Genomic DNA, 20,292 nt, shown 5'->3' on the forward strand with positions numbered 1-20,292 from the left:
TCAGAGGCCGATCGCCGCGGTCGTCAGCTTCGCCACCGCGTCGGACTCGCCGGTGACCTGCACCTCGGCCACCCGCTGCCGGCCGGAGACGAACAGGGCCAGCTCACCCGGCTCGCCGGTGACGGTGGCCCGGGGCTCGCCGGCACCGATCCGCAGCGAGCCGAAGCCGGGCGCCTCGACCTGCACACCGAAGCCGACCTTGCGCAGGGCCAGCCGGGCGGTGAGCTTGGTGGCGTTCCAGATCGCCTGCTGCTCGCCGTGCTCCAGGCTGCGGCGGGTGAAGCCGGGCGTGGCCCGCCGGACGTCCTCGTGGTGGATGAAGAACTCGACGGTGTTGCTCAGCGAGTCGAGCAGCGGATTGCTGACCGGGCTCCACCAGGGCGGGGTGCGTACCTCCTGGATGATCTCCGGGTACGGCTGGGCGGCCTTGGCCAGCCGTACGTGCTCGCCGTGCCCGGCCAGCGGCGGGATCAGCATGCCGATCATGGCGTCCGGCCGCCGTTCGCGGACCACCAGGTGCGCGGCGAGGTCCCGGGTGGTCCAGCCGGCGCACACCGTGGCCAGGTCCGGGCCCACCTGGTGCAGCAGGTCGGCGAGCTGCCGGCGCTCCGCGCGCGCGTAGTCGGTCATATGCCGATGGTAGGCGTGACGCGGGTCTCCCGCCCGGCGGCTCGGTCCGGGCTGCACGACGGTGTGCTTGTTGCCACAATGTAAACCTGTGGCGTTTCGCGGTCGATTCGGCAGGATGGACCGGTAAGGCCGGAGCAGCCGGTCAGCACTTACCGCAGGGCGGGGATCTTTGACCACGAGGGCCAGTCGTGACGTGCTGGGCAGAGGCCTGCGCGTGCTCGGCCGGGCGATCCGGACCGAACCGCGGCTCTTCATCATCGGCACCATCGGCAGCAGCCTGTTCGGCCTGCTGGTCATCGCGAACTCGTACGTGGTGGGCGGGGTGATCGGCAACGTCGTCGTGCCCGCGTTCGCCGAGCACCGGGCCGGCACCGGCGAGCTCGCCCTGATCGCCGCCGCCTTCATCGGCATCGCCCTGCTGCGGGTGGCCAGCATCTTCGGCCGCCGGCTGGGCGCGGGCTACATGCAGTTCCGGTTGCAGGCCCGCTACCGCCGCGCGGTGACCCGGCGCTATCTGGCCCTGCCGCCCGCCTGGCACCAGCGGCACGCCACCGGCACCCTGTTGTCGAACGCCAACTCCGACGTCGAGGCCGCCTTCGTGCCGATCGCGCCGCTGCCGTTCGCGGTCGGCACGATCGTGATGATCGCCGCCGCGCTGGTCTCGCTGTTCCTCACCGACTGGGTCCTGGCCATGGTCGGCGTCTGCCTCTTCCCGGCGTTGTTCGGCCTCAACCTGGTCTACTCGCGCCGGATGTCGCCCCGCCAGATCCGCGCCCAGCAGCTGCGCGGCAAGGTCAGCGCGGTCGCCCACGAGAGCTTCGACGGCGCGCTGGTGGTCAAGACCATGGGCCGCGAGGCCGACGAGTCCCGGCGCTTCGCCGTGCACGTGAGCGAGCTGCGCGACGCACTGATCTCGGTCGGCCGGCTGCGCGGCGCGTTCGACCCGGTGATGGACAGCCTGCCCAGCGTCGGCACCCTGGCCGTGCTGATGCTCGGCGCGTGGCGGCTGCAGTCCGGCGCGATCAGCGTCGCCGAGCTGGTCAGCGTCTCGTTCCTGTTCACCGTGCTGGCCTTCCCGGTCCGGGCGATCGGCTGGGTGGTCGCCGAGCTGCCGCGCAGCGTGGCCGGCTGGGAACGGGTCCAGGCGGTGCTCGGCGCCGACGGCGACCTGGCGTACGGCTCGGCCGCCCCGGCCCGCACCGGTCCGGCGGAGATCACTTTCGATCACGTGCGCTTCTCGTACGGCGACGGCACCGAGGTGCTGCACGACGTCTCCTTCACCGTCCCGGCCGGCCGCACCGTGGCCCTGGTCGGCGCGACCGGCTCGGGCAAGTCGACCATCGCCTCGCTCGCCGTCCGGCTGGTCGACCCCGACAAGGGCACGGTCTGCATCGACGGCACCCCGCTGCCCGAGCTGAGCGTGCCCGCGCTGGCCTCGGCGGCGGCGCTCGTGCCGCAGGTGCCGTTCGTCTTCGACGACACCGTGCGCGGCAACGTGACCCTGGACCGCGAGGGCCTCGACGACGAGGTGGCCTGGTCGGCGCTGCGCCAGGCCCAGGCCGAGGGCTTCGTCGCCCACCTCCCGGAGGGCCTGGACACCGCGGTCGGCGAGCGCGGCACGTCGCTGTCGGGCGGCCAGCGCCAGCGGCTGACCCTGGCCCGCGCGCTGGCCGGGCGGCCGAGGCTGCTGGTGCTCGACGACGCCACCAGCGCGGTCGACCCGCGGGTCGAGGCGGCCATCCTGGCCTCGCTGCGCGGGCACGACTCCGGCGCCTCGATCCTGGTGGTGGCCTACCGGCGGGCCACGATCGCGCTCGCCGACCTGGTCGTCTACCTGGAGGACGGCCGGGTGGTGGCCACCGGCACGCACACCGAGCTGATGGCCACCGAGCCCGGCTATCTCAACCTGGTCACCGCGTACGAGCAGGCCGAGGCCGCTCGCGAAGAGGACAGCAAGGTCATCGCGTGAGCACCGCTGTACTGGAGAAGCCCGCTGCCGAAGAAGGCGCCCTCGCCACGTTCCGCCGCGGCGTCGCGCTCTCGCCCGAGCTGCGCCCCGGCCTGATCGGCACGCTCGCGCTCGCGCTGGTCTCGATGGCCGGCCGGGTCGCCGTGCCGATCGCCATCCAGCAGGGCATCGACCGTGGCATCCGCGCGCCCGGCGGGCCCGACCTGGGCATCGTCGCGGTGATCGTCGGTCTGACCCTGGCCGTCCTGGTCGTCTCGACGGCCTGCGGCTATGCGATGACCCGCCGGCTGTTCACGGTCAGCGAGACCGCGCTGGGGGCGCTGCGCTCACGCACGTTCCGGCACATCCACGACCTGTCGATGCTGCACCAGCAGTCCGAGCGGCGGGGCTCGCTGGTCTCGCGGGTCACCGGCGACGTCGACCAGATCACCCAGTTCCTGCAGACCGGCGGCGTGATGCTGCTGCTCACCTCGGGGCAGCTGGTGGTCACCACGATCGTCATGTTCTTCTACTCGTGGCAGCTCACCCTGGTGGTGTTCGCCGCGTTCCTGCCGGCCGTGATCGTCATCCGGCTGTTCCAGAAGCGGCTCGCCGGTGTCTACCGGATCGTGCGCGAGCGCACCGGCGTCATGCTCGGCGCGGTCGCCGAGAGCGTGGTCGGCGCGACGGTCATCCGCGCGTACGGGGTGGCCGGGCGCACCGGCCAGCGGCTGGACACCTCGATCGACAACCTGCGGGTGGCGCAGCAGAAGGCGCTGCGGACCAGCGTGATCAGCTTCTCCACCGGGGAGCTGGCGGCCGGCGTGGCGCTGGCCGCCGTGGTGGTCGTGGGCCTGCTGCTCGGCGTCGACGGCGGACTGAGCGTGGGCAAGCTGACCGCGTTTCTGTTCCTGGTCACCCTGTTCATCCAGCCGGTGCAGATCGCCACCGAGGTGCTCAACGAGGCGCAGAACGCGGTGGCCGGCTGGCGCCGGGTGCTCGACGTGCTCGACATCGAGCCGGACGTGGCCGACCCGGACGCCGCGGGTGTGGAGCTGCCGCCCGGCCCGCTGTCGATCCGCTTCGCCGACGTGTCGTACAGCTATCCCAGCGGGCCGGTCGTGCTCGCGGACGTGGACCTGGAGATCGCACCGAAGACCCGGGTCGCGGTGGTCGGTGAGACCGGCAGCGGCAAGACCACCTTCGCCAAGCTGCTCACCCGGCTGATGGACCCGGTCGGCGGCCAGGTGCTGCTGTCCGGCACGCCGCTGACCTCGGTGCGTTTCACATCGCTGCGCTCGCGGGTGGTGATGGTGCCGCAGGACGGCTTCCTGTTCGACGCGACGGTGGCGGAGAACATCCGCTTCGCGGCGCCCGAGCTCACCGACGAGGATCTCGAGCGGGCCTTCACCGAGCTGGGCCTGGCGGACTGGCTGGCCGGGCTGCCGCTCGGCCTGCAGACCGCGGTGGGCGAGCGCGGCGAGGCGCTCAGCGTGGGGGAGCGGCAGCTGGTGGCTCTGGTACGCGCCTACGTAGCCGACCCGGACCTGCTGGTGCTGGACGAGGCGACCAGCGCGGTCGACCCGGCCACCGAGGTGCGCCTGCAGCGTGCCCTCGACACCGTGACCCGCGGCCGCACCACCGTGGCGATCGCCCACCGGCTGTCCACCGCGCAGTCCGCCGACGAGGTGATCGTGGTGGACGCGGGCCGCGTCGTGCAACGCGGCCCGCACGCCACCCTGATCCAGGACGAGGACTCGATCTACGCCAAGCTGTTCGCCTCGTGGCTGGAGCAGACCCGCTGACTCAGCGCGCGTAGAACTCGACGACCAGCTGCTCGTCGCAGACCACCGGGACCTCGGCGCGCAGCGGCTTGCGGATCACCGTGGTGCGCAGCTCCTCGACCACCGTGGACAGATACGGCGCGGTCGGGCCGTCGAGGTGCGCCCCGGTGGCCGCGATCTGGAACGGCGGCTTCTGCCGGCTGGTCTCCCGGACCTCGACGACCTGTCCGGGCTTGAGCCGGTACGACGGGCGGTCGACCTTCTTGCCGTCGACCAGGAAGTGGCCGTGCGCGACGAGCTGACGGGCCTGGTAGATGGTGCGGGCCAGGCCGGCGCGCTGCACGGTGGCGTCGAGCCGGCTCTCCAGCAGGGCGACCATGTTCTCGCCGGTCTTGCCCTCCTTGCGGTGCGCGTCCTCGTAGGCCCGGCGCATCTGCGCCTCGCTGATGTTGTACTGGTGCCGCAGGCGCTGCTTCTCGAGCAGCCGGACCTGGTAGTCCGACGCCTTGCGCCGCCCCCGGCCGTGCATGCCCGGCGGGAACGGCCGCTTCTCGAAGTACTTCACGCACTTGCGGGTCAGCGGAATGCCGAGTGCCCGCGAGAGCCGGGCCTTGGGACGGGAGTTGTTCACGGGCGATCTCACTTCGCATCAGGGGTGTTGTACGGTTAGGCTCACCTTACTAAGGCAATCCTAACCGGTGCTCGGAGGTACCTGACATGCAGCCCACGCCCGCCGAGGTCGCCCGTACCCTGGCCGCCGGTCACCTGCCCGCCGTCGCGCACATCGCCTGCCGGCAGGGTCCGTACCCGGTCCGGCACGTGACCGACAGCCAGGGCCGGGTGCTGCTGCTGGCCCCGCGCAACGGCGCGCTCACCACGGCGCTGCGCCCGAGCGAGGGCAACGACGACACCGCGCTCGTCCTCGACATCAGCGACGTGCCGCCGGTCGCCGGCGCACCCTCGCTCGGCCGGGTCTGGGTGGCCGGCTGGGCCGTGGCGCTCACCGGCGAGCAGGCCCGCGAGGCCGCCCTGGACTACGCCGACTCCGACCCGGCACCCGACCTGCTCGACGTGGGCGACTCCCAGGTCCTGCACCGGATGGAGGTCGCCGAGGTGCGCTACGAACGCAACGGCGTGCTGGTCGACGTCGACCCGGACGACTACGCCCTGGCCGGCCCGGACCCGCTGCGCACCATCGAGTTCGACCTCATCGCCGACCTCGCCGACCACCACGTCGACGAGATGGCCGGCTACGTCCGCCGCCAGCTCGGCCCGGCCGCCCGCCCCGGCGACGAGCCCAAGGTCGTACGCCTGGACCGGTACGGCTTCATGGTCCGCCTGGGCGACCGGCTCGCCCGGCTGGCCTTCCCGCGCCCGGTCACCGACCGCCACGACCTGGCCCACCTGCTGCACCCGGTGCTCTGTCACCGGTGCACCCGTGACAGTGATGCCGAAACAATCCGCTGATCGGATGTTCACCCCGAAGTGGTCCCGGCGGTAGACCGTAAGGACCAGGATGGTCGTCGGCGCAACGGCGCCCGGACCGATGGAGGCATCATGGGAACGATCACCACATCCGACGGTACGGAGATCTTCTACAAGGACTGGGGCTCGGGCCAGCCGATCGTCTTCAGCCACGGCTGGCCGTTGTCGGCCGACGACTGGGACACTCAGCTGCTGTTCTTCGTCCAGCACGGCTACCGGGCCATCGCCCATGACCGGCGCGGGCACGGGCGATCCACGCAGACCAGCGACGGCCACGACATGGACCACTACGCCGACGATCTGGCTGCGCTGACCGCCCACCTCGACCTGCACGACGCCGTGCACGTCGGACACTCCACCGGCGGCGGCGAGGTCGTGCACTACATCGCCCGCCACGGCGAGTCCCGGGTGGCCAAGGCGGTGCTGATCAGCGCGGTCCCGCCGCTGATGGTGCAGACCGAGGCCAACCCGGGCGGCCTGCCCAAGAGCGTCTTCGACGACCTCCAGGCGCAGCTGGCCGCCGGCCGGTCCGACTTCTACCGGGCCCTGCCGTCCGGCCCGTTCTACGGCTTCAACCGCCCCGGCGTGGAGCCCTCCGAGGCGATCATCCAGAACTGGTGGCGGCAGGGGATGATGGGCGGCGCCAAGGCGCACTACGACGGCATCGTCGCCTTCTCACAGACCGACTTCACCGAGGACCTCAAGAAGATCACGGTGCCGGTCCTGGTCATGCACGGCGACGACGACCAGATCGTGCCGTACGCCGACTCCGCGCCGCTGTCCGCGAAGCTCGTGCAGAACGGGACGCTGAAGACCTATGCCGGTTTCCCGCACGGGATGCCGACCACGCAGGCCGAGACGATCAACGCCGACCTGCTGGCCTTCCTGCAGTCCTGACCCGGCCACCGCCCCGGCGGCGCGGGTCATGCGTCGAAGACGCCCGGCAGGTCACCCGTCAGGTAGCGCTGCACGGTCGGGCCGATCGCGGCCACCAGCCGTTCGGCCGGGGCGGAGGCCACCGGCTCGACCTTGAGCAAGTAGCGGATCATCGCCAGGCCGCCGATCTGGGTGGCGACCAGCGCCGCCCGGGTCGGCGCCTCCTTCTCGTCGATGTCCAGCTCGGCGATCGCGCGGCGCAGCACCTGGGTGACCACGAACTCGCGCATCAGCCGGGCGGTCCACTCGTTGCTCATCGCCGAGCGCATCAGGGCCACCGCGGCCACGCCGGCGGGGGAGTCCCAGATCCTGAGCACGAGGGCGACGAGCCGCTCGCCCGCCTGCTCGCGGGGCCCGGCCATCGCCTCCGGGATCAGCTCGGCCGGGTTGATCGGTGAGTTCATCGACGCCAGGAAGAGCTTCTCCTTGGTGCCGAAGTAGTGGTGGACCAGGGCCGGGTCGACCCCGGCGGCGGCGGCGATGGCCCGTACCGAGGCCTTGTCGAAGCCGGCCTCGGCGAACACGGTGCGGGCGGATTCCAGGATGGACTGCTTGGTGTCCTGGTTGCCCGGACGCCGCCCGCTACGCCGTACCAAAAGAGCTCCTTGTCAGGGGGTGCGGCGCCGCAGCGTCGCGGCGGCCAGGACCAGCGCGACGACCACCGCACCGATCACGACCGTCAGGTCGCGCCACATCGTCGTGGTGGCGTCGGGGTGGGCTCCGACCTGGGTCAACGCCTCGATCGCGTACGACAGCGGCAGCACGTCCGAGGTCGCCTGCAGCCAGCCGGCCATCTGACCGCGCGGCACGAACAGCCCGCACAGCAGGATCTGCGGCACGACCACCACCGGTAGGAACTGTACGGCCTGGAACTCGGTGCGCGCGAAGGCGCTGCAGAACAGCCCGAGCGCCACCCCGAGCACCGCGTTCACCACGGCGATCAGCACGACCAGCCCAGCGGTGCCGACCGTGTCCAGCCCCAGCGCCCAGTACGCCACCGCCACCGCGACCCCGGCCTGCACCGCCGCGGCCAGCCCGAACGCGAGCCCGTAGCCGAAGAGCAGATCGAGCTTGCCCAGCGGGGTGGTGAGCAGCCGTTCCAGGGTGCCGGTGGTGCGTTCGCGCAGCATCGCGATGCTGGTCACCAGGAACATGATCACGAACGGGAAGATCCCGAGCATGACCAGGGCGATGCGGTCGAAGGTGCCGCCCGCCCCGTCGTACATGAAATAGAGCAGGACCAGCAGGACCGCCGGCACGACGACCAGCAGGGCCACCGTGCGCCGGTCGTGCCGCAGCTGCCGCAGGATGCGCGCGGCCGTGGAGAAAGTGATCCGCAAGCTCATGCCGCCGCCACCTGCTCGCTGTCGCGGATGAGGCGCAGGAAGGCCTCTTCCAGATCGTCGGTGCCGGCCGCGGCGCGGATCGCGGCGGGGGAGTCGTCGCCGATCAGCCGGCCCTCGCGGATCAGCAGCAGCCGGTCGCAGCGCCCGGCCTCGTCCATCACGTGGCTCGAGACCAGCAGGGTCGTGCCCGCCGCGGCCAGGGCGTGGAACTTCTCCCACAGGTCGGCCCGCAGCACCGGGTCCTGCCCGACGGTGGGCTCGTCGAGCACCAGCAGCCGGGGCGCGCCGATCATCGCGCAGCCCAGCGAGGCCCGGCTGCGCTGGCCACCGGACAGGTTGCCGACCAGCTGACCGGCCGCGCCGGCCAGGCCGACGTCGGCGATCGCCCGGTCCGCGTCGGCCGCGCCGAGGCCGTACAGCGAGGCGAAATAGCGGGCGTTCTCCCGGACCGACAGGTCGGCGTAGACGCTGGGGGCCTGGGTGACATAACCGACCGTACGCCGCAGAGCCGGCGCCCCGGCCGGCTCGCCGAGCACCGTGACCGTGCCCGACTTCACCACCTGGACGCCGACGATCGCCCGGATGAGCGTCGTCTTGCCGCTGCCGCTCGGGCCGAGCAGCCCCGTGACGCTGCCGGCCGCGACCGCGCAGCTGATCTCGTGCAACACGCGGCGCTTGCCGCGCTCGACCACGAGGTCCTCGACCTCGATGGCGCTGGTCATCATGCCTCCCCAGTTAATTCATCGTCCGATGAGTTCAACGCTAGATGAATTCCGTGGGCAGGGCAATGACAAAAGCCGCGAGCCCCTCCTCGGGGATCGCGGCTCTCGGGTCGTGCGGTGCCGGCCTACAGGGCCAGGATGCGGTCCAGGAACTCGCGGTAACCGCGCATCGCCATCCGCATGCTCTCGGTGTCCGGCGTCGAACCGGCGCGCAGCGGGTCCAGCTCGTCGCGTTCGGCCAGCATCGACTCGGTGAGCTCGTGCACCGCCTCGGTGAGCAGGTCGTGGGCGCGGGTCAGGGCGGCCACCGGGTCGTCCACGAACTGCGCCTTGACCTCGTGCCACTCAGCGCGGAACTGCTCGCTGGCCGACTCCGCCCAGAAGGTGATGGAGACGTCGTTGACGTCGCCCGGGCGCAGCGGCGTCTCGCCGGCCGCCTTCGCGGCGCGCCGGCCGGCCGCGGCCTCCTGCAGATCGTCCAGGTTGGCCGACCGCCGGGGAGCGGGCGCGAGCTGCTCGTCGGTGGCCTCGTCGTCGCGGCTGCGCCGGCCGCCGGATCCGCTGACCGGGACGCTGGCGCTGCCCGAGGCACCCGCCCGCGGGCCGGCGGTGGCCCAGCCGGTGGGCTCGAGCCGGGTCGGCGCCGACGGGTCGATCGCGGGGGCGTGCGGCGCCGGGGCCTGTGCCGTCGGGGCTTGTGCCGTCTGGGCTTGTGCCGTCGGGGCCTGCGAAGTCGGGGCTTGTGCCGTCGGGGCCTGTGCAGTCGGGGTGTGCGACGCCGAAGTGTGCGGCGCCGGGGCCGGCGCGGCGGCCGGCGGCGTGCTGACCGGACGCCCGGGCATCGGCATTGGCACCTGGGCGGAGCCGGCCGCCGACGGCGTGCCGCTCGCCGGCCGGCCGGCGGACTGCTGCGAGCTTCCCTGCTGCGGGCCCGGCTGCTGCGGGGGGATGGGCGTGGACGGGGTCACGCTCGGCGCGGTCTGCTGACCGGGGCCGGTGACCGAGGCCGAACCGGAGGCCTGCGGCGCGAACGGCGAGGGCGCGAACGGGGGCCCGGCTGGACCGGCGTCGTCGGCCGGCGCGAACGGCGACCGCGCACCGGGCTGGCTGTCACCGGCGGTGGACGCGAACGGCGACCGCGGGCCGGGCGCGGCGTCGTCCCCGGCCCCGCCGAACACGGGCCGGTCGTCGCCGGGGCCGCCGAAGACCGACCGGTCGTCGCCAGGGCTGCCGAAGGTGGACCGCTCCTCGCCGGCGCTGCCGAAGGTCGGCCGCTCCTCAGCGGGGCTGCCGAAGGTGGGCCGGTCGTCGGCGGGCATGAACGCGGACCGCATCGCCTCGTCACCGGGAGGCGCGAACGGGGACGGCTCGTCGCCGGTCGGTGCGAACGGCGAGCGCGGGCCGCCGCTCACCGGGGCCTGGCCGTTGGCGATCGGGATGCCGCCGTGCCGGGGACCGGCGTCGCCGTTGCGGTGCCCGTTGGTCTCCACCGGCGGGAAGCCGCCCTGGTTGGTCCACCGGGTGCCGTTGGTGCCGAGCAGCGCGTCCGCCGGGCGCCGCGAGCCGAGGGCCACCATCTGGGTGTCGCTGGTCAGCGCCGGGTGCGGCCGCGCGGCGAACGGGGCCGGCTGCTCGTCGGGCTCCGGCTGGTCATCGTGCGGCTGGGACTGCTGATCGCTCACCTGCGGGTGCTCCCCGTTCGGGCCGGCGGCGCCGGCTTGCTGGTCGGACGTGTGCGCCGCGGCGCCGGTGGCGTCCGGCCGGACGCCCGGGTCCTCTTCGGACTCGCGGGGCGCCGGCGTGGACATCCCGTGCACCGGCCAGAAACGGGCCAGGCCGCGGGACTGCCGGTTCTCGGGCTCGGACGTCGGCTCCATCGGTTCAAGACTCCCGTTCCAGTGGCGGCGCCATCCGCGGGGCGGGCCGGTCGGACGGCGGGCGCTGCACCTTCTCAGGTGCGGCGCACGACGACGGTACCGTCCCCGGCCTCCCGGTCACACCCCCAGTGCGGGTCCGTGACCGGATCGTGGGCTACCGGTACGGCCCCGTGGACGCTGGTACCCGATACGAGAGAATGTGACACTGTGCCCGCGACTGACCTTGTGAACGGACCTGTCTCCGCGCTGGACCCGGCGATCGCCGCCCGCCTGCGCCGCACCCCCGACGGCCTGGTGGCCGCGATCGTCCAGGAGGCCGGCACCGGCGACGTGCTGATGCTGGCCTGGATGGACGACGAGGCGCTGCACCGCACGCTGACCACCGGCCGGGCCACCTACTGGTCCCGCAGCCGGGGTGAGTACTGGGTCAAGGGCGCCACCTCGGGCCACCACCAGTATGTCCGTTCCGTGGCGCTGGACTGCGACGGTGACGCGCTGCTGATCACGGTCGAGCAGGTCGGCGCGGCCTGTCACACCGGCACCCACACCTGTTTCTCCGACGACCTGCACGCCGTGCCGGGGGAGAGCTCATGACCAGCGGCTCGGTGACACCGGACGAGGACGCCTTCGTCGCGCAGGCGGCCCGGCGCCGGGTGGTGCCCGTCGTGCGGCGGTTGCTGGCCGACGGCGAGACCCCGATCGGCGTCTACCGCAAGCTGGCCGGCGGCCCCGGCACCTTCCTGCTGGAGTCCGCGGAGCAGGGCGCGGGCTCGGCCGCCTGGTCGCGGTACTCGTTCATCGGCGTGCGCAGTGCCGCCACCCTGGTGGAACGCGACGGCCGGGCCGCCTGGCTCGGCAACCCGCCGGCCGGCGTACCGGTCGACGGTGATCCGGTGGTCGCGCTGCGCGAGACCGTCGCGGCCCTGGCCGCCCCCGAGGAGCCCGGTACGGGCGACGACCTGCCCCCGCTGACCGGTGGCATGGTCGGTTACCTCAGCTACGACCTGGTCCGCCGGTTCGAGCGGCTGCCGTCCACCACCGCCGACGACGTGCCCCTGCCCGAGCTGGGCATGATGCTCGCCACCGACCTGGTGGTGCTCGACCACTACGACGGCTCGGCCATCCTGGTGGCGAACGCGGTGCTCGACGCCGGTGCCGACGCGCGCGCCGCCCGCGCGGCGTACCACCAGGCGGTCGGCCGGCTCGACGCGATGACCACCGCGCTGTCCCGGCCCACCCCGCCGATGATCTCCACCGTCGAGCGGCGCCCGGCCGGTGACGTGCTCAGCCGCACGGCCCCGGGCGACTACCAGAAGGCGGTCGAGACGGCCAAGGAGGCCATCCGGGCCGGCGAGTGCTTCCAGATCGTCGTCGCACAACGCTTCGAACGGGCCACCGACGCCGATCCGCTGGACGTCTACCGGGTGCTGCGCGCGACGAACCCGAGCCCGTACATGTACCTGCTGCGCTTCGACGACTTCGACATCGTCGGCTCGTCGCCGGAGGCGCACCTCAAGGTCAGCGCCGAGCAGGGCGGGGTGCGCCGGGCGCTGCTGCACCCGATCGCCGGCACCCGCTGGCGCGGCGGCACCCCCGAGCAGGACAACGCGCTCGCGGCGGAGCTGCTGGCCGACCCCAAGGAACGCGCCGAGCACGTCATGCTGGTCGACCTGGGCCGCAACGACCTGGGCCGGGTGTGCCGGGCGGGCACGGTCGAGGTGCCGGACTTCGCCCGCATCGAGCGCTACAGCCACGTCATGCACATCGTCTCGACCGTCGTCGGTGAGCTGCGCGCCGACCAGAGCGCCTTCGACGCGCTGGCCGCCACGTTCCCGGCGGGCACCCTGTCCGGCGCCCCCAAGGTCCGGGCCATGGAGATCATCGAGAGCCTCGAGCCGACCCGGCGCGGCCTGTACGGCGGCACGGTCGGCTACTTCGGCTTCGCGGGCGACATGGACATGGCAATCGCGATCCGTACGGCGCTGATGCACGGCGGGACGGCGTACGTGGGGGCCGGCGCCGGCATCGTGGCGGACTCCGACCCGGCGGCCGAGGAGCAGGAGACCCGTAACAAGGCCGCGGCCGTGCTGGCGGCGATCGCGGCCGCCGAGACACTGCGCGCGGCCCGCTGATGACGCCCGGCCGCCGGCTGGCGTACGCGGTCCTGCTGTGCGCCGCGGGCGCCGGGCTGGCCGTCTACGGCGTGACCCGCACCTGGTCGGAGATCGTCACCGCGCGGCCGGGCCTGTCGTCCCTGCGCGATGCCCGGACGGGCGCCGACCTGGAGCCCTGGGTGATCGGCCTGGCGCTGGTCGCGCTGGCCGGAGCGGGCGCGCTGCTCGCCACGCGCGGCCTGCTCCGCCGCTCACTGGGCGGGCTGCTGGCGCTGGCCGGCGCGGGTGTCGCGGCCGGAGCCGTCGCCGGCCGGGCCGGCCTGGACGTCGGCGCCGCCGGGACCGGTGCCACTGTCTGGCCGGTGGTCTGCGTGCTGGGTGGGCTGCTGATCGTGCTGGGCGGCCTCTGGGCGGCCCGTTCCGGTCACGAGTGGCCGGCCATGGGCGCCCGCTACGAACGCCGGGGCGCCGCGGACGCGCCGGTCACCGACGCGGACGTGGATCAGCGGGTGGACACCAGGGCGGCCTGGGACGCGCTCGACCGCGGCGACGACCCGACGGCGCGCTGACCGTTGCGCCGCTGACCCCGGCTCGCGTTCGCGGCCAGGGCCGCCACCATCGCGTCCATGTCGGCGCGGGCCTGGGCCCGGGCGCGGTCGGCGCAGATCGCCGCCCACGCGTTGCCCTGGGCGGTCCGGACGTTCTCGTCGCCCACCATCCGGCGCTCGACCTCGGCCGCGAGCTCGGCGGCCGCCGCGACGACGGCCCGGGAGACGGCGACGAAACCAACCTCTGCAGTAGCCATGGTCATCCTCACGAGACTCGTGCCGGGGGCCGGCGTAGCTGACGCCGCCGACCAGTCTGCCGGAGTCCGATGATGCCGGAGTCGTATTTCCGATCGGTGACACCACCGTCACCGCCAGGGGGGATCAGCCGATCATCCAGGGGGTCGCAGGTAGTCGCCTGATGCATGCGAGGAGGATGTGACGGATGAGACAGCGCGCCACCCGGGTGCGCATTATGCCGCAGCCCATCTCGTGAGGCGCGCCATACCCCGGGGGGCTGGACATGTCGGCGGCCACCTAGCATCGGGCCGAGGACACCCGGAGAGGGGAGTCATTAGGTGACATCCGATCAGGCGGCGGGCAGTGGCGGACCCGCGGAGCGTGGTGCGGGACCGCAGAACGTGCTCGAGGAGATCCTGGCCGGGGTCCGCGAGGACGTCGCGGCCCGCCAGCAGCAGCTTTCGCTGGAGCAGGTGCGTGACCTCGCCGCGGCGGCACCGCCGGCGATCGACGCGTACGCGGCCCTGCGCAAGCCCGGCGTGGCGGTGATCGCGGAGGTCAAGCGGTCGTCGCCGTCCAAGGGCGCGCTGGCCGACATCCCGGACCCGGCCGAGCTGGCCGGCGAGTACGCGGCGGGCGGCGCGCGCTGCATCAGCGTGCTCACCGAGGGCCGCTGGTTCGGCGGCTCGCTGGAGGACCTGGCCGCGGTGCGGGCCGCGGTCGGCGTGCCGGTGCTGCGCAAGGACTTCGTCGTGTCGAGCTACCAGGTGCACGAGGCCCGGGCCCACGGCGCCGACCTCGTCCTGCTCATCGTGGCCGCGCTGGAGCAGAACGTGCTCACCGGCCTGCTCGAGCGCATCGAGTCGCTGGGCATGACGGCCCTCGTCGAGGTGCACAACGAGGAGGAGGCCGACCGGGCCCTGGACGCCGGGGCCCAGGTCATCGGCGTCAACGCCCGCGACCTGCGCACCCTGGAGGTGGACCGGTCCGTCTTCGAGCGGATCGCGCCCGGCCTGCCCAACAACGTGGTCAAGATCGCCGAGTCCGGCGTGCGCGGCCCCCACGACCTGATCCGGTACGCGTCGGCCGGCGCGGACGCGGTGCTGGTCGGCGAGGGCCTGGTGACCAAGAAGAGCCCCCGCGACGCGGTCGCCGAGCTGGTCAACGCGGGCAACCACCCGGCCACGCCCCGGCCGGTGCGATGAGCGCCCCGGCCCTGCCGGACCTCGCCGGGCACTTCGGCCGCTACGGCGGCCGGTTCGTGCCCGAGGCGCTGGTCCGGGCGCTCGACGAGCTCGACGCGGCGTACCGGGCGGCCAAGGTCGACCCGGTCTTCCAGGCACGGTTCACCGGCCTGCTGCGCGACTACGCGGGCACGCCCTCGCTGCTCTACCGGGCCGAGCGGTTCTCCGCCGCGATCGGCGCGGAGGTGCTGCTCAAGCGCGAGGACCTGAACCACACCGGCGCCCACAAGGTGCGCAACGTGCTGGGCCAGGCCCTGCTGGCCAAGCAGATGGGCAAGCCGCGGGTCATCGCCGAGACCGGGGCCGGCCAGCACGGCGTCGCCAGTGCCACCGCGGCCGCGCTGCTCGACCTCGAGTGCGTCGTCTACATGGGCGAGACCGACACCGAGCGCCAGGCGCTCAACGTGGCCCGGATGCGCATGCTCGGCGCCACCGTCGTGCCGGTGACCAACGGTTCCCGCACCCTCAAGGACGCGCTCAACGAGGCCCTGCGCGACTGGGTCTCCAGCGTCGACACCACCCACTACCTGCTGGGCACGGCCGCCGGTCCGCACCCGTTCCCGGAGATCGTGCGCGACTTCGTCGGCGGCATCGGCATCGAGGCCCGCGCCCAGTGCCTGGACAAGCTGGGCCGGCTGCCCGACGCGATCGCGGCCTGCGTGGGCGGCGGCTCCAACGCGATCGGCATCTTCCACGCCTTCGTCCCCGACGAGGACGTGCGCCTGTACGGCTTCGAGGCCGGCGGCGACGGGGTGCAGACCGGCCGGCACGCCGCGTCGATCACCGGCGGCTCGGCGGGGGTGCTGCACGGCGCCCGCACGTACGTGCTGCAGGACGAGGACGGCCAGACGGTCGAGTCGCACTCGATCTCGGCCGGCCTGGACTACCCGGGCGTCGGCCCGGAGCACGCCTGGCTGCACGACACCGGCCGCGCCCGCTACGAGCCGGTCACCGACGCCGAGGCGATGGCCGCGTTCCAGCTGCTCTGCCGCACCGAGGGCATCATCCCGGCCATCGAGAGCGCGCACGCGCTGGCCGGTGCGCAGCGGATCGTGCCGGCGCTGACCGAGGAGCTCGGCCGCACCCCGACGATCGTGATCAACCTGTCCGGGCGCGGGGACAAGGACGTGCACACCGCGGGCGCCTACTTCGGCATCCTCGACCAGGTCGAGACGATCGTCCCGGGGGAGAACTCGTGAGCATCGCCGACACCTTCGGCAAGGCCAAGGCCGAGGGGCGTGCGGTGCTGGTCGGCTGCATGCCGGCCGGCTTCCCGAGCGTCGACGAGAGCATCGCCTCGATGGTCGCCATGGCCGAGTCCGGCTGCGACGTCATCGAGGTCGAGCTGCCGTACAGCGACCCGGTCATGGACGGGCCGGTGATCCAGAAGGCCAGCGACATCGCGCTGGCCGGCGGTGTGCGCACCCGCGACACCCTGCGGATCATCGAGGCGGTCGCGAACGCCGGGGCCACCGTCGTGCTGATGACGTACTGGAACCCGGTCGAGCGCTACGGCGTGGACGCGTTCGCCCGCGACCTCGCCGCGGCCGGCGCCACCGGCATGATCACCCCGGACCTGATCCCGGACGAGGCCGGCGAGTGGATCGCCGCCGCCGACCGGTACGCGATCGACCGCACGTTCCTGGTCTCGCCCTCGTCGACCGACGAGCGCCTGGCCATGACCGTCGCCCAGTGCCGCGGCTTCGTCTACGCGACCGCGCTCATGGGCGTCACCGGCGCGCGCACCGCGGTCTCGTCGCAGGCACCCGAGCTCGTCGCCCGGATCCGCGCGGCCGACCCGGAGATGCCCGTCGGCGTCGGCCTGGGCGTCGGCACGGGTGCGCAGGCGGCCGAGGTGGCTGCTTTCGCGGACGGCGTGATCGTGGGCAGCGCGCTGATCCGGTGCGTGCTCGACGCCCCCGACCGGGGCACCGGCCTGGACCGGCTGCGCGCGCTCAGCGCGGAGCTGGCGGAAGGCGTACGGGTCAGCAAGGCCTCTTGATGATTCTGTCAGGGCCGGGCGGTAGGGTGCGCGCGTGAACCTCGCCGCTATCCCCAGCCCCACGACGTCGGTCTGGCACGTGCTCGGCCTGCCGATCCGGGCGTACGCACTCTGCATCGTCGCGGGCATCGTGGTCGCCGTCCTGGTCATGGAGTGGCGGCTGCGCCGTCGCGGCGTCGCGCCGTGGGCGTCGCTCGACATGGCCGTGTGGGCGGTGCCGTTCGGCATCATCGGCGCGCGGATCTACCACGTCATCACGTCGCCGGGCGACTACTTCGGCGCCGGCGGCGACCCGATCCGGGTCTTCCAGATCTGGGAGGGCGGCCTCGGCATCTGGGGCGCGGTCGCCGGTGGCGCGCTCGGCGCCTGGTTCGCCGCCCGCCAGCTCGGCCTGCCGCTGAGCGTCTTCGCCGACGCGCTGGCCCCGGCGCTGCCGCTGGCCCAGGGGATCGGCCGGCTCGGCAACTGGTTCAACAACGAGCTGTACGGCAGCGTCACCACCCTGCCGTGGGGCCTGCGGGTGCACGACATGGACCGGGCCAATCCGGGCCACGCCACCGTCATCGACGGCAAGGCCGTGACCCTGCCCGACCTCTACCACCCCGCCTTCCTCTACGAACTCGTCTGGGACTTCGGCGTGGCCGGCCTGGTCTTCTGGCTGGACCGCCGTTTCAAGTTCGGCCGCGGCCGGGCGTTCGCTATCTACGTGATGGCGTACACAGCGGGCCGCTTCTGGATCGAGATGCTGCGCGTCGACGAGGCCAACCACATCTTCGGCATCCGGCTCAACGTGGTCACGTCCGTCGTGGTGTTCCTCGGCGCGCTGATCTACTTCCTGATGGTCAAGGGTCCCCGCGAGTACGTGGTGCCGATCGACGCCCCCGACTCGGCCCCGGAGCCCGGCGCCGACAGCGACGTCTCCCAGGTCGACGTGGGCGGGGCGGCGGCCACCACCAAGCCGCCGTCGGCGTACCAGGTGGTCAGCGAGGAGCGCTTCCACGCGTACGAACGCACGGGCGTCCTGCCGCCCGCCGCCGACGCCCCCGATTCACCGACCGAGCCCGACGCCGCAGAGCCGAGTGCCACCGAGCCCGCGGAGCCCGACAGCAAGTCGTCGGCCTCCGCATCCGCCGACGAACACTGACGGCCAGGCCCCGGCGGAAGGCGGCGGCGTGCGCACGGCCGTGGTGGTGGGAGCGGGCATAGCCGGGCTGGCCGCCGCCGGAGCACTGGCCCGCGACGGCTGGCAGGTCACCCTGCTGGAGTCCGGCGAGCGAATCGCGGCATCCCCGACAGCCTTGGTGCTGTGGCCGAACGGCCGGCGCGCCCTGCAAGCCCTCGACCCCGACGGCGGCTGGTCAGCGATCGCATCTCCGCTGCCCGACGGAGGCGTCCGCCGCCCCGACGGCCAATGGCTGGCCGCACCACGTGCGCGCCCCGGCGCCGGCCCGGCCCCGGCGGTCGTCCACCTCGAGGACCTGTACGACGCACTGGTGGCGGGCCTCGGCGACCGGGTGGACATCCGCACCGGCATCACCATCACCGGCGTACGCACGGGCGGTGTCCAGCGTCCGTCAGTGACCGACGGCCGCAGCCGCTTCGAGGCGGACCTGCTGGTCGCCGCCGACGGCATCGACAGCCGGGTCCGCCGCGCTCTGGCCCCGGAGGCCGCTGCCGTGGGCTCCGGCTTCGCGGCGTGGCAGGCGGTCATCCCCGGCTACCGCGTACCGGACCTGCCGGCTGACCAGGCAGCCGGCGGCGAAACCCTCGGCGCCGGCTACCGCTTCGTCTCGATGCCCCTGGGCGGCCGCGCAGCCGGCCGAGGCGGCGTCTACTGGGTGGCCACCGCGGCCGGGGCGCCGCGCCCGGAGTCACCCGCGACCCAGCTGGAGTTGCTGCGGCGCTGGTTTGCGGGCTGGCATGCGCCGGTCGGAGCGCTGCTGGCGGCGACCCGTCCCGAAGACCTGGTGCCGCAGGAGGTCCGGGAGCTGCGGCCACTGCCGCGTGCCTACGGCTTCCGAGCGGGGCCGGGTGGCGTGGTGCTGCTGGGCGACGCTGCGCATGCCATGCCGCATCACTTGGGGCAGGGTGCTTGTCTGGCCTTCGAGGACGCGGCCACTCTGCGGGCGCTGGTCGCGGAAACGCAGCCGGGTCCGGCTTTGTGCGCGGCGGTGGAGGAGTACGACCGGGCGCGACGGCCTCGCACGACGAGCGTGGTCCGCCAGAGCCGGCGGATGTCTGCGGTCGTGCAGGCCCGGGGGAGGCTGGCGCTGCGGGCGCGGAACGCGGCGCTGGGGTCGTTGCGGCCTCGGATCCTCGGCCACGCTCACGGCCTCACGGCCGACTGGCAGCCCCCGGAGTAACCGCGTGCCGGCGACTCGGGCTCGCTGCCTACAGAGCGGCAGCGGCAGCCGGCTCCGCAATACAAGCCGTACCGATACGCCGGAACCCGACCTTGGAATACAACCGCGCCACGTCGTCGTCACCCGCGGACAGGAACACGAGCTCGCCGCCCTCCGTCAAGGTGCGCCGTGCCAGGCTCGCGGTCAGCTGCGACGCGTACCCCCGACGCCGGGCCGACGGCAGCGTTGCCACCCCGGCGACCTCAGCCACCACGCCCACCCGCTGAACCGACCCGCAGGCCAGGATTCCCTCGGTCGGGGACTCGACCACAGCGCTGAGGAAACGCCCGGACGAGTGCCGGCGTACCAGTTCCGCCACCGCCTCTTCGTTCAGCGGTGGCACCGCGTCGCGTTGGGCCGGGCCGGCGACTTCCACCACCAGCGACCCCGTCTGCACGGTCGTCGCGTTGGCCGGCGCGCCGAAGCCCAGCCGGCCCACCGCGCGGCTGGTGCTGATGTCCGCCGGGAAGGTCGGTGCCGCCGGGTCGAGGAAGCGGATCGTGGCGCCGGGCAGTGGCAGGTCCGGCACCAGCGCCGCGCTCTCCAGCACCATCAGTGGCGCGAGCAGCACGTCGAGGCCGGCCGAGCGGGCCACCGCCAGCAGGTCCGGGGTTGTCTCGTGCACCCATTCGAAAGCCTCGGGCACGCCGAGGTCTCGTTGCCGCTGCCGCACGGCGGTAACATCAGCGGCGGACGGTGTGCCGGCGCCGCCCAGGCGGGGGCGGGCGTAGTAGGGCCAGCCCTTGCCGTCGTTGACGAAGAGCACGAAACCACCGATCTCCTCCGCGACGGCGGCGTCGCGGGGTACGGCATCGTAGAAGCGTTCCAGCCGGGTGAAGACGTCGGTATCCTCTAGCGCCACCGCGCGAGACTACCCGTTGAGCCGCCGGCGCCTCTCGCCCGGCAGTGACATACCGCCCTCCGGACCGTCACCGAGGACATTTCGGTGGGGCAAAAGTGTGATCCATCCGCACCTGGCGGAGATCGGTGACGACTAACGTAGACTCTAGAGACTTT

At 73.2% G+C, this 20,292-nt stretch carries 20 protein-coding genes; 12 read left to right on the plus strand and 8 right to left on the minus strand.

All coding sequences use genetic code 11. The features are described from left to right. The gene (locus ACQP2Y_RS10450; protein ID WP_433726757.1) at positions 1-630 is read right to left on the minus strand and encodes a TIGR03085 family metal-binding protein; all 630 of its coding nucleotides are present in this window, start codon (positions 628-630) and stop codon (positions 1-3) included. A gap of 193 nt (positions 631-823) precedes the next feature. On the opposite strand from ACQP2Y_RS10450, the gene ACQP2Y_RS10455 reads away from it, so the two are divergent. Both ACQP2Y_RS10455 and ACQP2Y_RS10460 read left to right on the plus strand, forming a co-directional pair. Beyond that, complete coding sequence (locus tag ACQP2Y_RS10455; protein ID WP_433726759.1) at positions 824-2,599, plus strand: ABC transporter ATP-binding protein; 1,776 nt, start codon at positions 824-826, stop codon at positions 2,597-2,599. Next, a complete protein-coding gene (locus ACQP2Y_RS10460; RefSeq protein ID WP_433726761.1) occupies positions 2,596-4,383 on the plus strand; it encodes an ABC transporter ATP-binding protein in 1,788 nt (595 codons plus the stop codon). Before ACQP2Y_RS10455 ends, ACQP2Y_RS10460 begins: the two co-directional genes overlap by 4 nt. Before the next feature lies 1 nt (position 4,384). Here the strand turns inward: ACQP2Y_RS10460 and rpsD are convergent, their stop codons facing one another. Further along, the gene (gene rpsD / locus ACQP2Y_RS10465) at positions 4,385-4,993 is read right to left on the minus strand and encodes a 30S ribosomal protein S4 (protein WP_433726763.1); all 609 of its coding nucleotides are present in this window, start codon (positions 4,991-4,993) and stop codon (positions 4,385-4,387) included. An 86-nt stretch (positions 4,994-5,079) separates the two neighbouring features. Between rpsD and ACQP2Y_RS10470 the strand changes: the two genes are divergently transcribed. Next, complete coding sequence (locus ACQP2Y_RS10470) at positions 5,080-5,829, plus strand: DUF2470 domain-containing protein (protein ID WP_433726765.1); 750 nt, start codon at positions 5,080-5,082, stop codon at positions 5,827-5,829. A gap of 90 nt (positions 5,830-5,919) precedes the next feature. Continuing rightward, the gene (locus ACQP2Y_RS10475; protein WP_433726767.1) at positions 5,920-6,744 is read left to right on the plus strand and encodes an alpha/beta fold hydrolase; all 825 of its coding nucleotides are present in this window, start codon (positions 5,920-5,922) and stop codon (positions 6,742-6,744) included. Positions 6,745-6,770: 26 nt separating this feature from the next. On the opposite strand, the gene ACQP2Y_RS10480 is transcribed toward ACQP2Y_RS10475, so the two are convergent. The 4 genes from ACQP2Y_RS10480 to ACQP2Y_RS10495 form a co-directional block, all read right to left on the minus strand. Further along, positions 6,771-7,379 (minus strand): TetR/AcrR family transcriptional regulator, encoded by a 609-nt coding sequence (locus tag ACQP2Y_RS10480; RefSeq protein WP_360832289.1) that lies wholly within the window; start codon positions 7,377-7,379, stop codon positions 6,771-6,773. A gap of 12 nt (positions 7,380-7,391) precedes the next feature. After that, positions 7,392-8,129 carry an ABC transporter permease gene (locus ACQP2Y_RS10485; RefSeq protein WP_433726770.1) on the minus strand — a complete coding sequence of 246 codons (738 nt, stop codon included), beginning with the start codon at positions 8,127-8,129 and terminating at the stop codon, positions 7,392-7,394. Then, a complete protein-coding gene (locus ACQP2Y_RS10490; protein WP_433726772.1) occupies positions 8,126-8,851 on the minus strand; it encodes an ABC transporter ATP-binding protein in 726 nt (241 codons plus the stop codon). Before ACQP2Y_RS10490 ends, ACQP2Y_RS10485 begins: the two co-directional genes overlap by 4 nt. A 125-nt stretch (positions 8,852-8,976) precedes the next feature. Next, a complete protein-coding gene (locus tag ACQP2Y_RS10495) occupies positions 8,977-10,728 on the minus strand; it encodes a hypothetical protein (protein ID WP_433726774.1) in 1,752 nt (583 codons plus the stop codon). 225 nt (positions 10,729-10,953) lie between these two features. Here ACQP2Y_RS10495 and hisI point away from each other — a divergent pair, with 225 nt between their 5' ends. From hisI to ACQP2Y_RS10510, 3 genes are read left to right on the plus strand one after another with little or no spacing between them, the layout of a single operon-like run. Continuing rightward, positions 10,954-11,322, plus strand: a complete 369-nt coding sequence (gene hisI, locus ACQP2Y_RS10500; protein WP_433726776.1) for a phosphoribosyl-AMP cyclohydrolase — start codon at positions 10,954-10,956, stop codon at positions 11,320-11,322. Continuing rightward, on the plus strand, positions 11,319-12,860 hold the full coding sequence (locus ACQP2Y_RS10505) for an anthranilate synthase component I (RefSeq protein ID WP_433726778.1): 1,542 nt from the start codon (positions 11,319-11,321) through the stop codon (positions 12,858-12,860). The genes hisI and ACQP2Y_RS10505 overlap by 4 nt, the downstream gene beginning before the upstream one ends. Next, on the plus strand, positions 12,860-13,411 hold the full coding sequence (locus ACQP2Y_RS10510; RefSeq protein WP_433726780.1) for a Trp biosynthesis-associated membrane protein: 552 nt from the start codon (positions 12,860-12,862) through the stop codon (positions 13,409-13,411). The genes ACQP2Y_RS10505 and ACQP2Y_RS10510 overlap by 1 nt, the downstream gene beginning before the upstream one ends. Here the strand turns inward: ACQP2Y_RS10510 and ACQP2Y_RS10515 are convergent. After that, positions 13,345-13,647: a hypothetical protein gene (locus tag ACQP2Y_RS10515; protein ID WP_433726782.1), complete on the minus strand. Its 303-nt coding sequence runs from the start codon at positions 13,645-13,647 to the stop codon at positions 13,345-13,347. The two genes, ACQP2Y_RS10510 and ACQP2Y_RS10515, sit on opposite strands and share 67 nt — an antisense overlap. Positions 13,648-14,028: 381 nt before the next feature. Here ACQP2Y_RS10515 and trpC point away from each other — a divergent pair, with 381 nt between their 5' ends. From trpC to ACQP2Y_RS10540, 5 genes are read left to right on the plus strand one after another with little or no spacing between them, the layout of a single operon-like run. Then, positions 14,029-14,832 (plus strand): indole-3-glycerol phosphate synthase TrpC, encoded by an 804-nt coding sequence (gene trpC, locus ACQP2Y_RS10520; protein WP_360549008.1) that lies wholly within the window; start codon positions 14,029-14,031, stop codon positions 14,830-14,832. Continuing rightward, positions 14,829-16,070, plus strand: coding sequence for a tryptophan synthase subunit beta (gene trpB / locus ACQP2Y_RS10525; protein ID WP_433726784.1), 1,242 nt, complete (start codon positions 14,829-14,831; stop codon positions 16,068-16,070). Before trpC ends, trpB begins: the two co-directional genes overlap by 4 nt. After that, on the plus strand, positions 16,067-16,873 hold the full coding sequence (gene trpA / locus ACQP2Y_RS10530; protein WP_360547895.1) for a tryptophan synthase subunit alpha: 807 nt from the start codon (positions 16,067-16,069) through the stop codon (positions 16,871-16,873). Before trpB ends, trpA begins: the two co-directional genes overlap by 4 nt. A 34-nt stretch (positions 16,874-16,907) precedes the next feature. Next, positions 16,908-18,017 (plus strand): prolipoprotein diacylglyceryl transferase, encoded by a 1,110-nt coding sequence (gene lgt, locus ACQP2Y_RS10535; protein WP_433726786.1) that lies wholly within the window; start codon positions 16,908-16,910, stop codon positions 18,015-18,017. A gap of 28 nt (positions 18,018-18,045) precedes the next feature. Continuing rightward, positions 18,046-19,236 carry an FAD-dependent oxidoreductase gene (locus ACQP2Y_RS10540; protein ID WP_433726788.1) on the plus strand — a complete coding sequence of 397 codons (1,191 nt, stop codon included), beginning with the start codon at positions 18,046-18,048 and terminating at the stop codon, positions 19,234-19,236. Positions 19,237-19,264: 28 nt separating this feature from the next. On the opposite strand, the gene ACQP2Y_RS10545 is transcribed toward ACQP2Y_RS10540, so the two are convergent. Next, positions 19,265-20,137, minus strand: a complete 873-nt coding sequence (locus tag ACQP2Y_RS10545) for a GNAT family N-acetyltransferase (protein ID WP_433726790.1) — start codon at positions 20,135-20,137, stop codon at positions 19,265-19,267. Between the last annotated feature and the right edge of the window lie 155 nt (positions 20,138-20,292).

Origin of the sequence: Actinoplanes sp. CA-051413, assembly GCF_050955795.1 — a bacterium.
Taxonomy (GTDB): Bacteria; Actinomycetota; Actinomycetes; order Mycobacteriales; family Micromonosporaceae; genus Actinoplanes.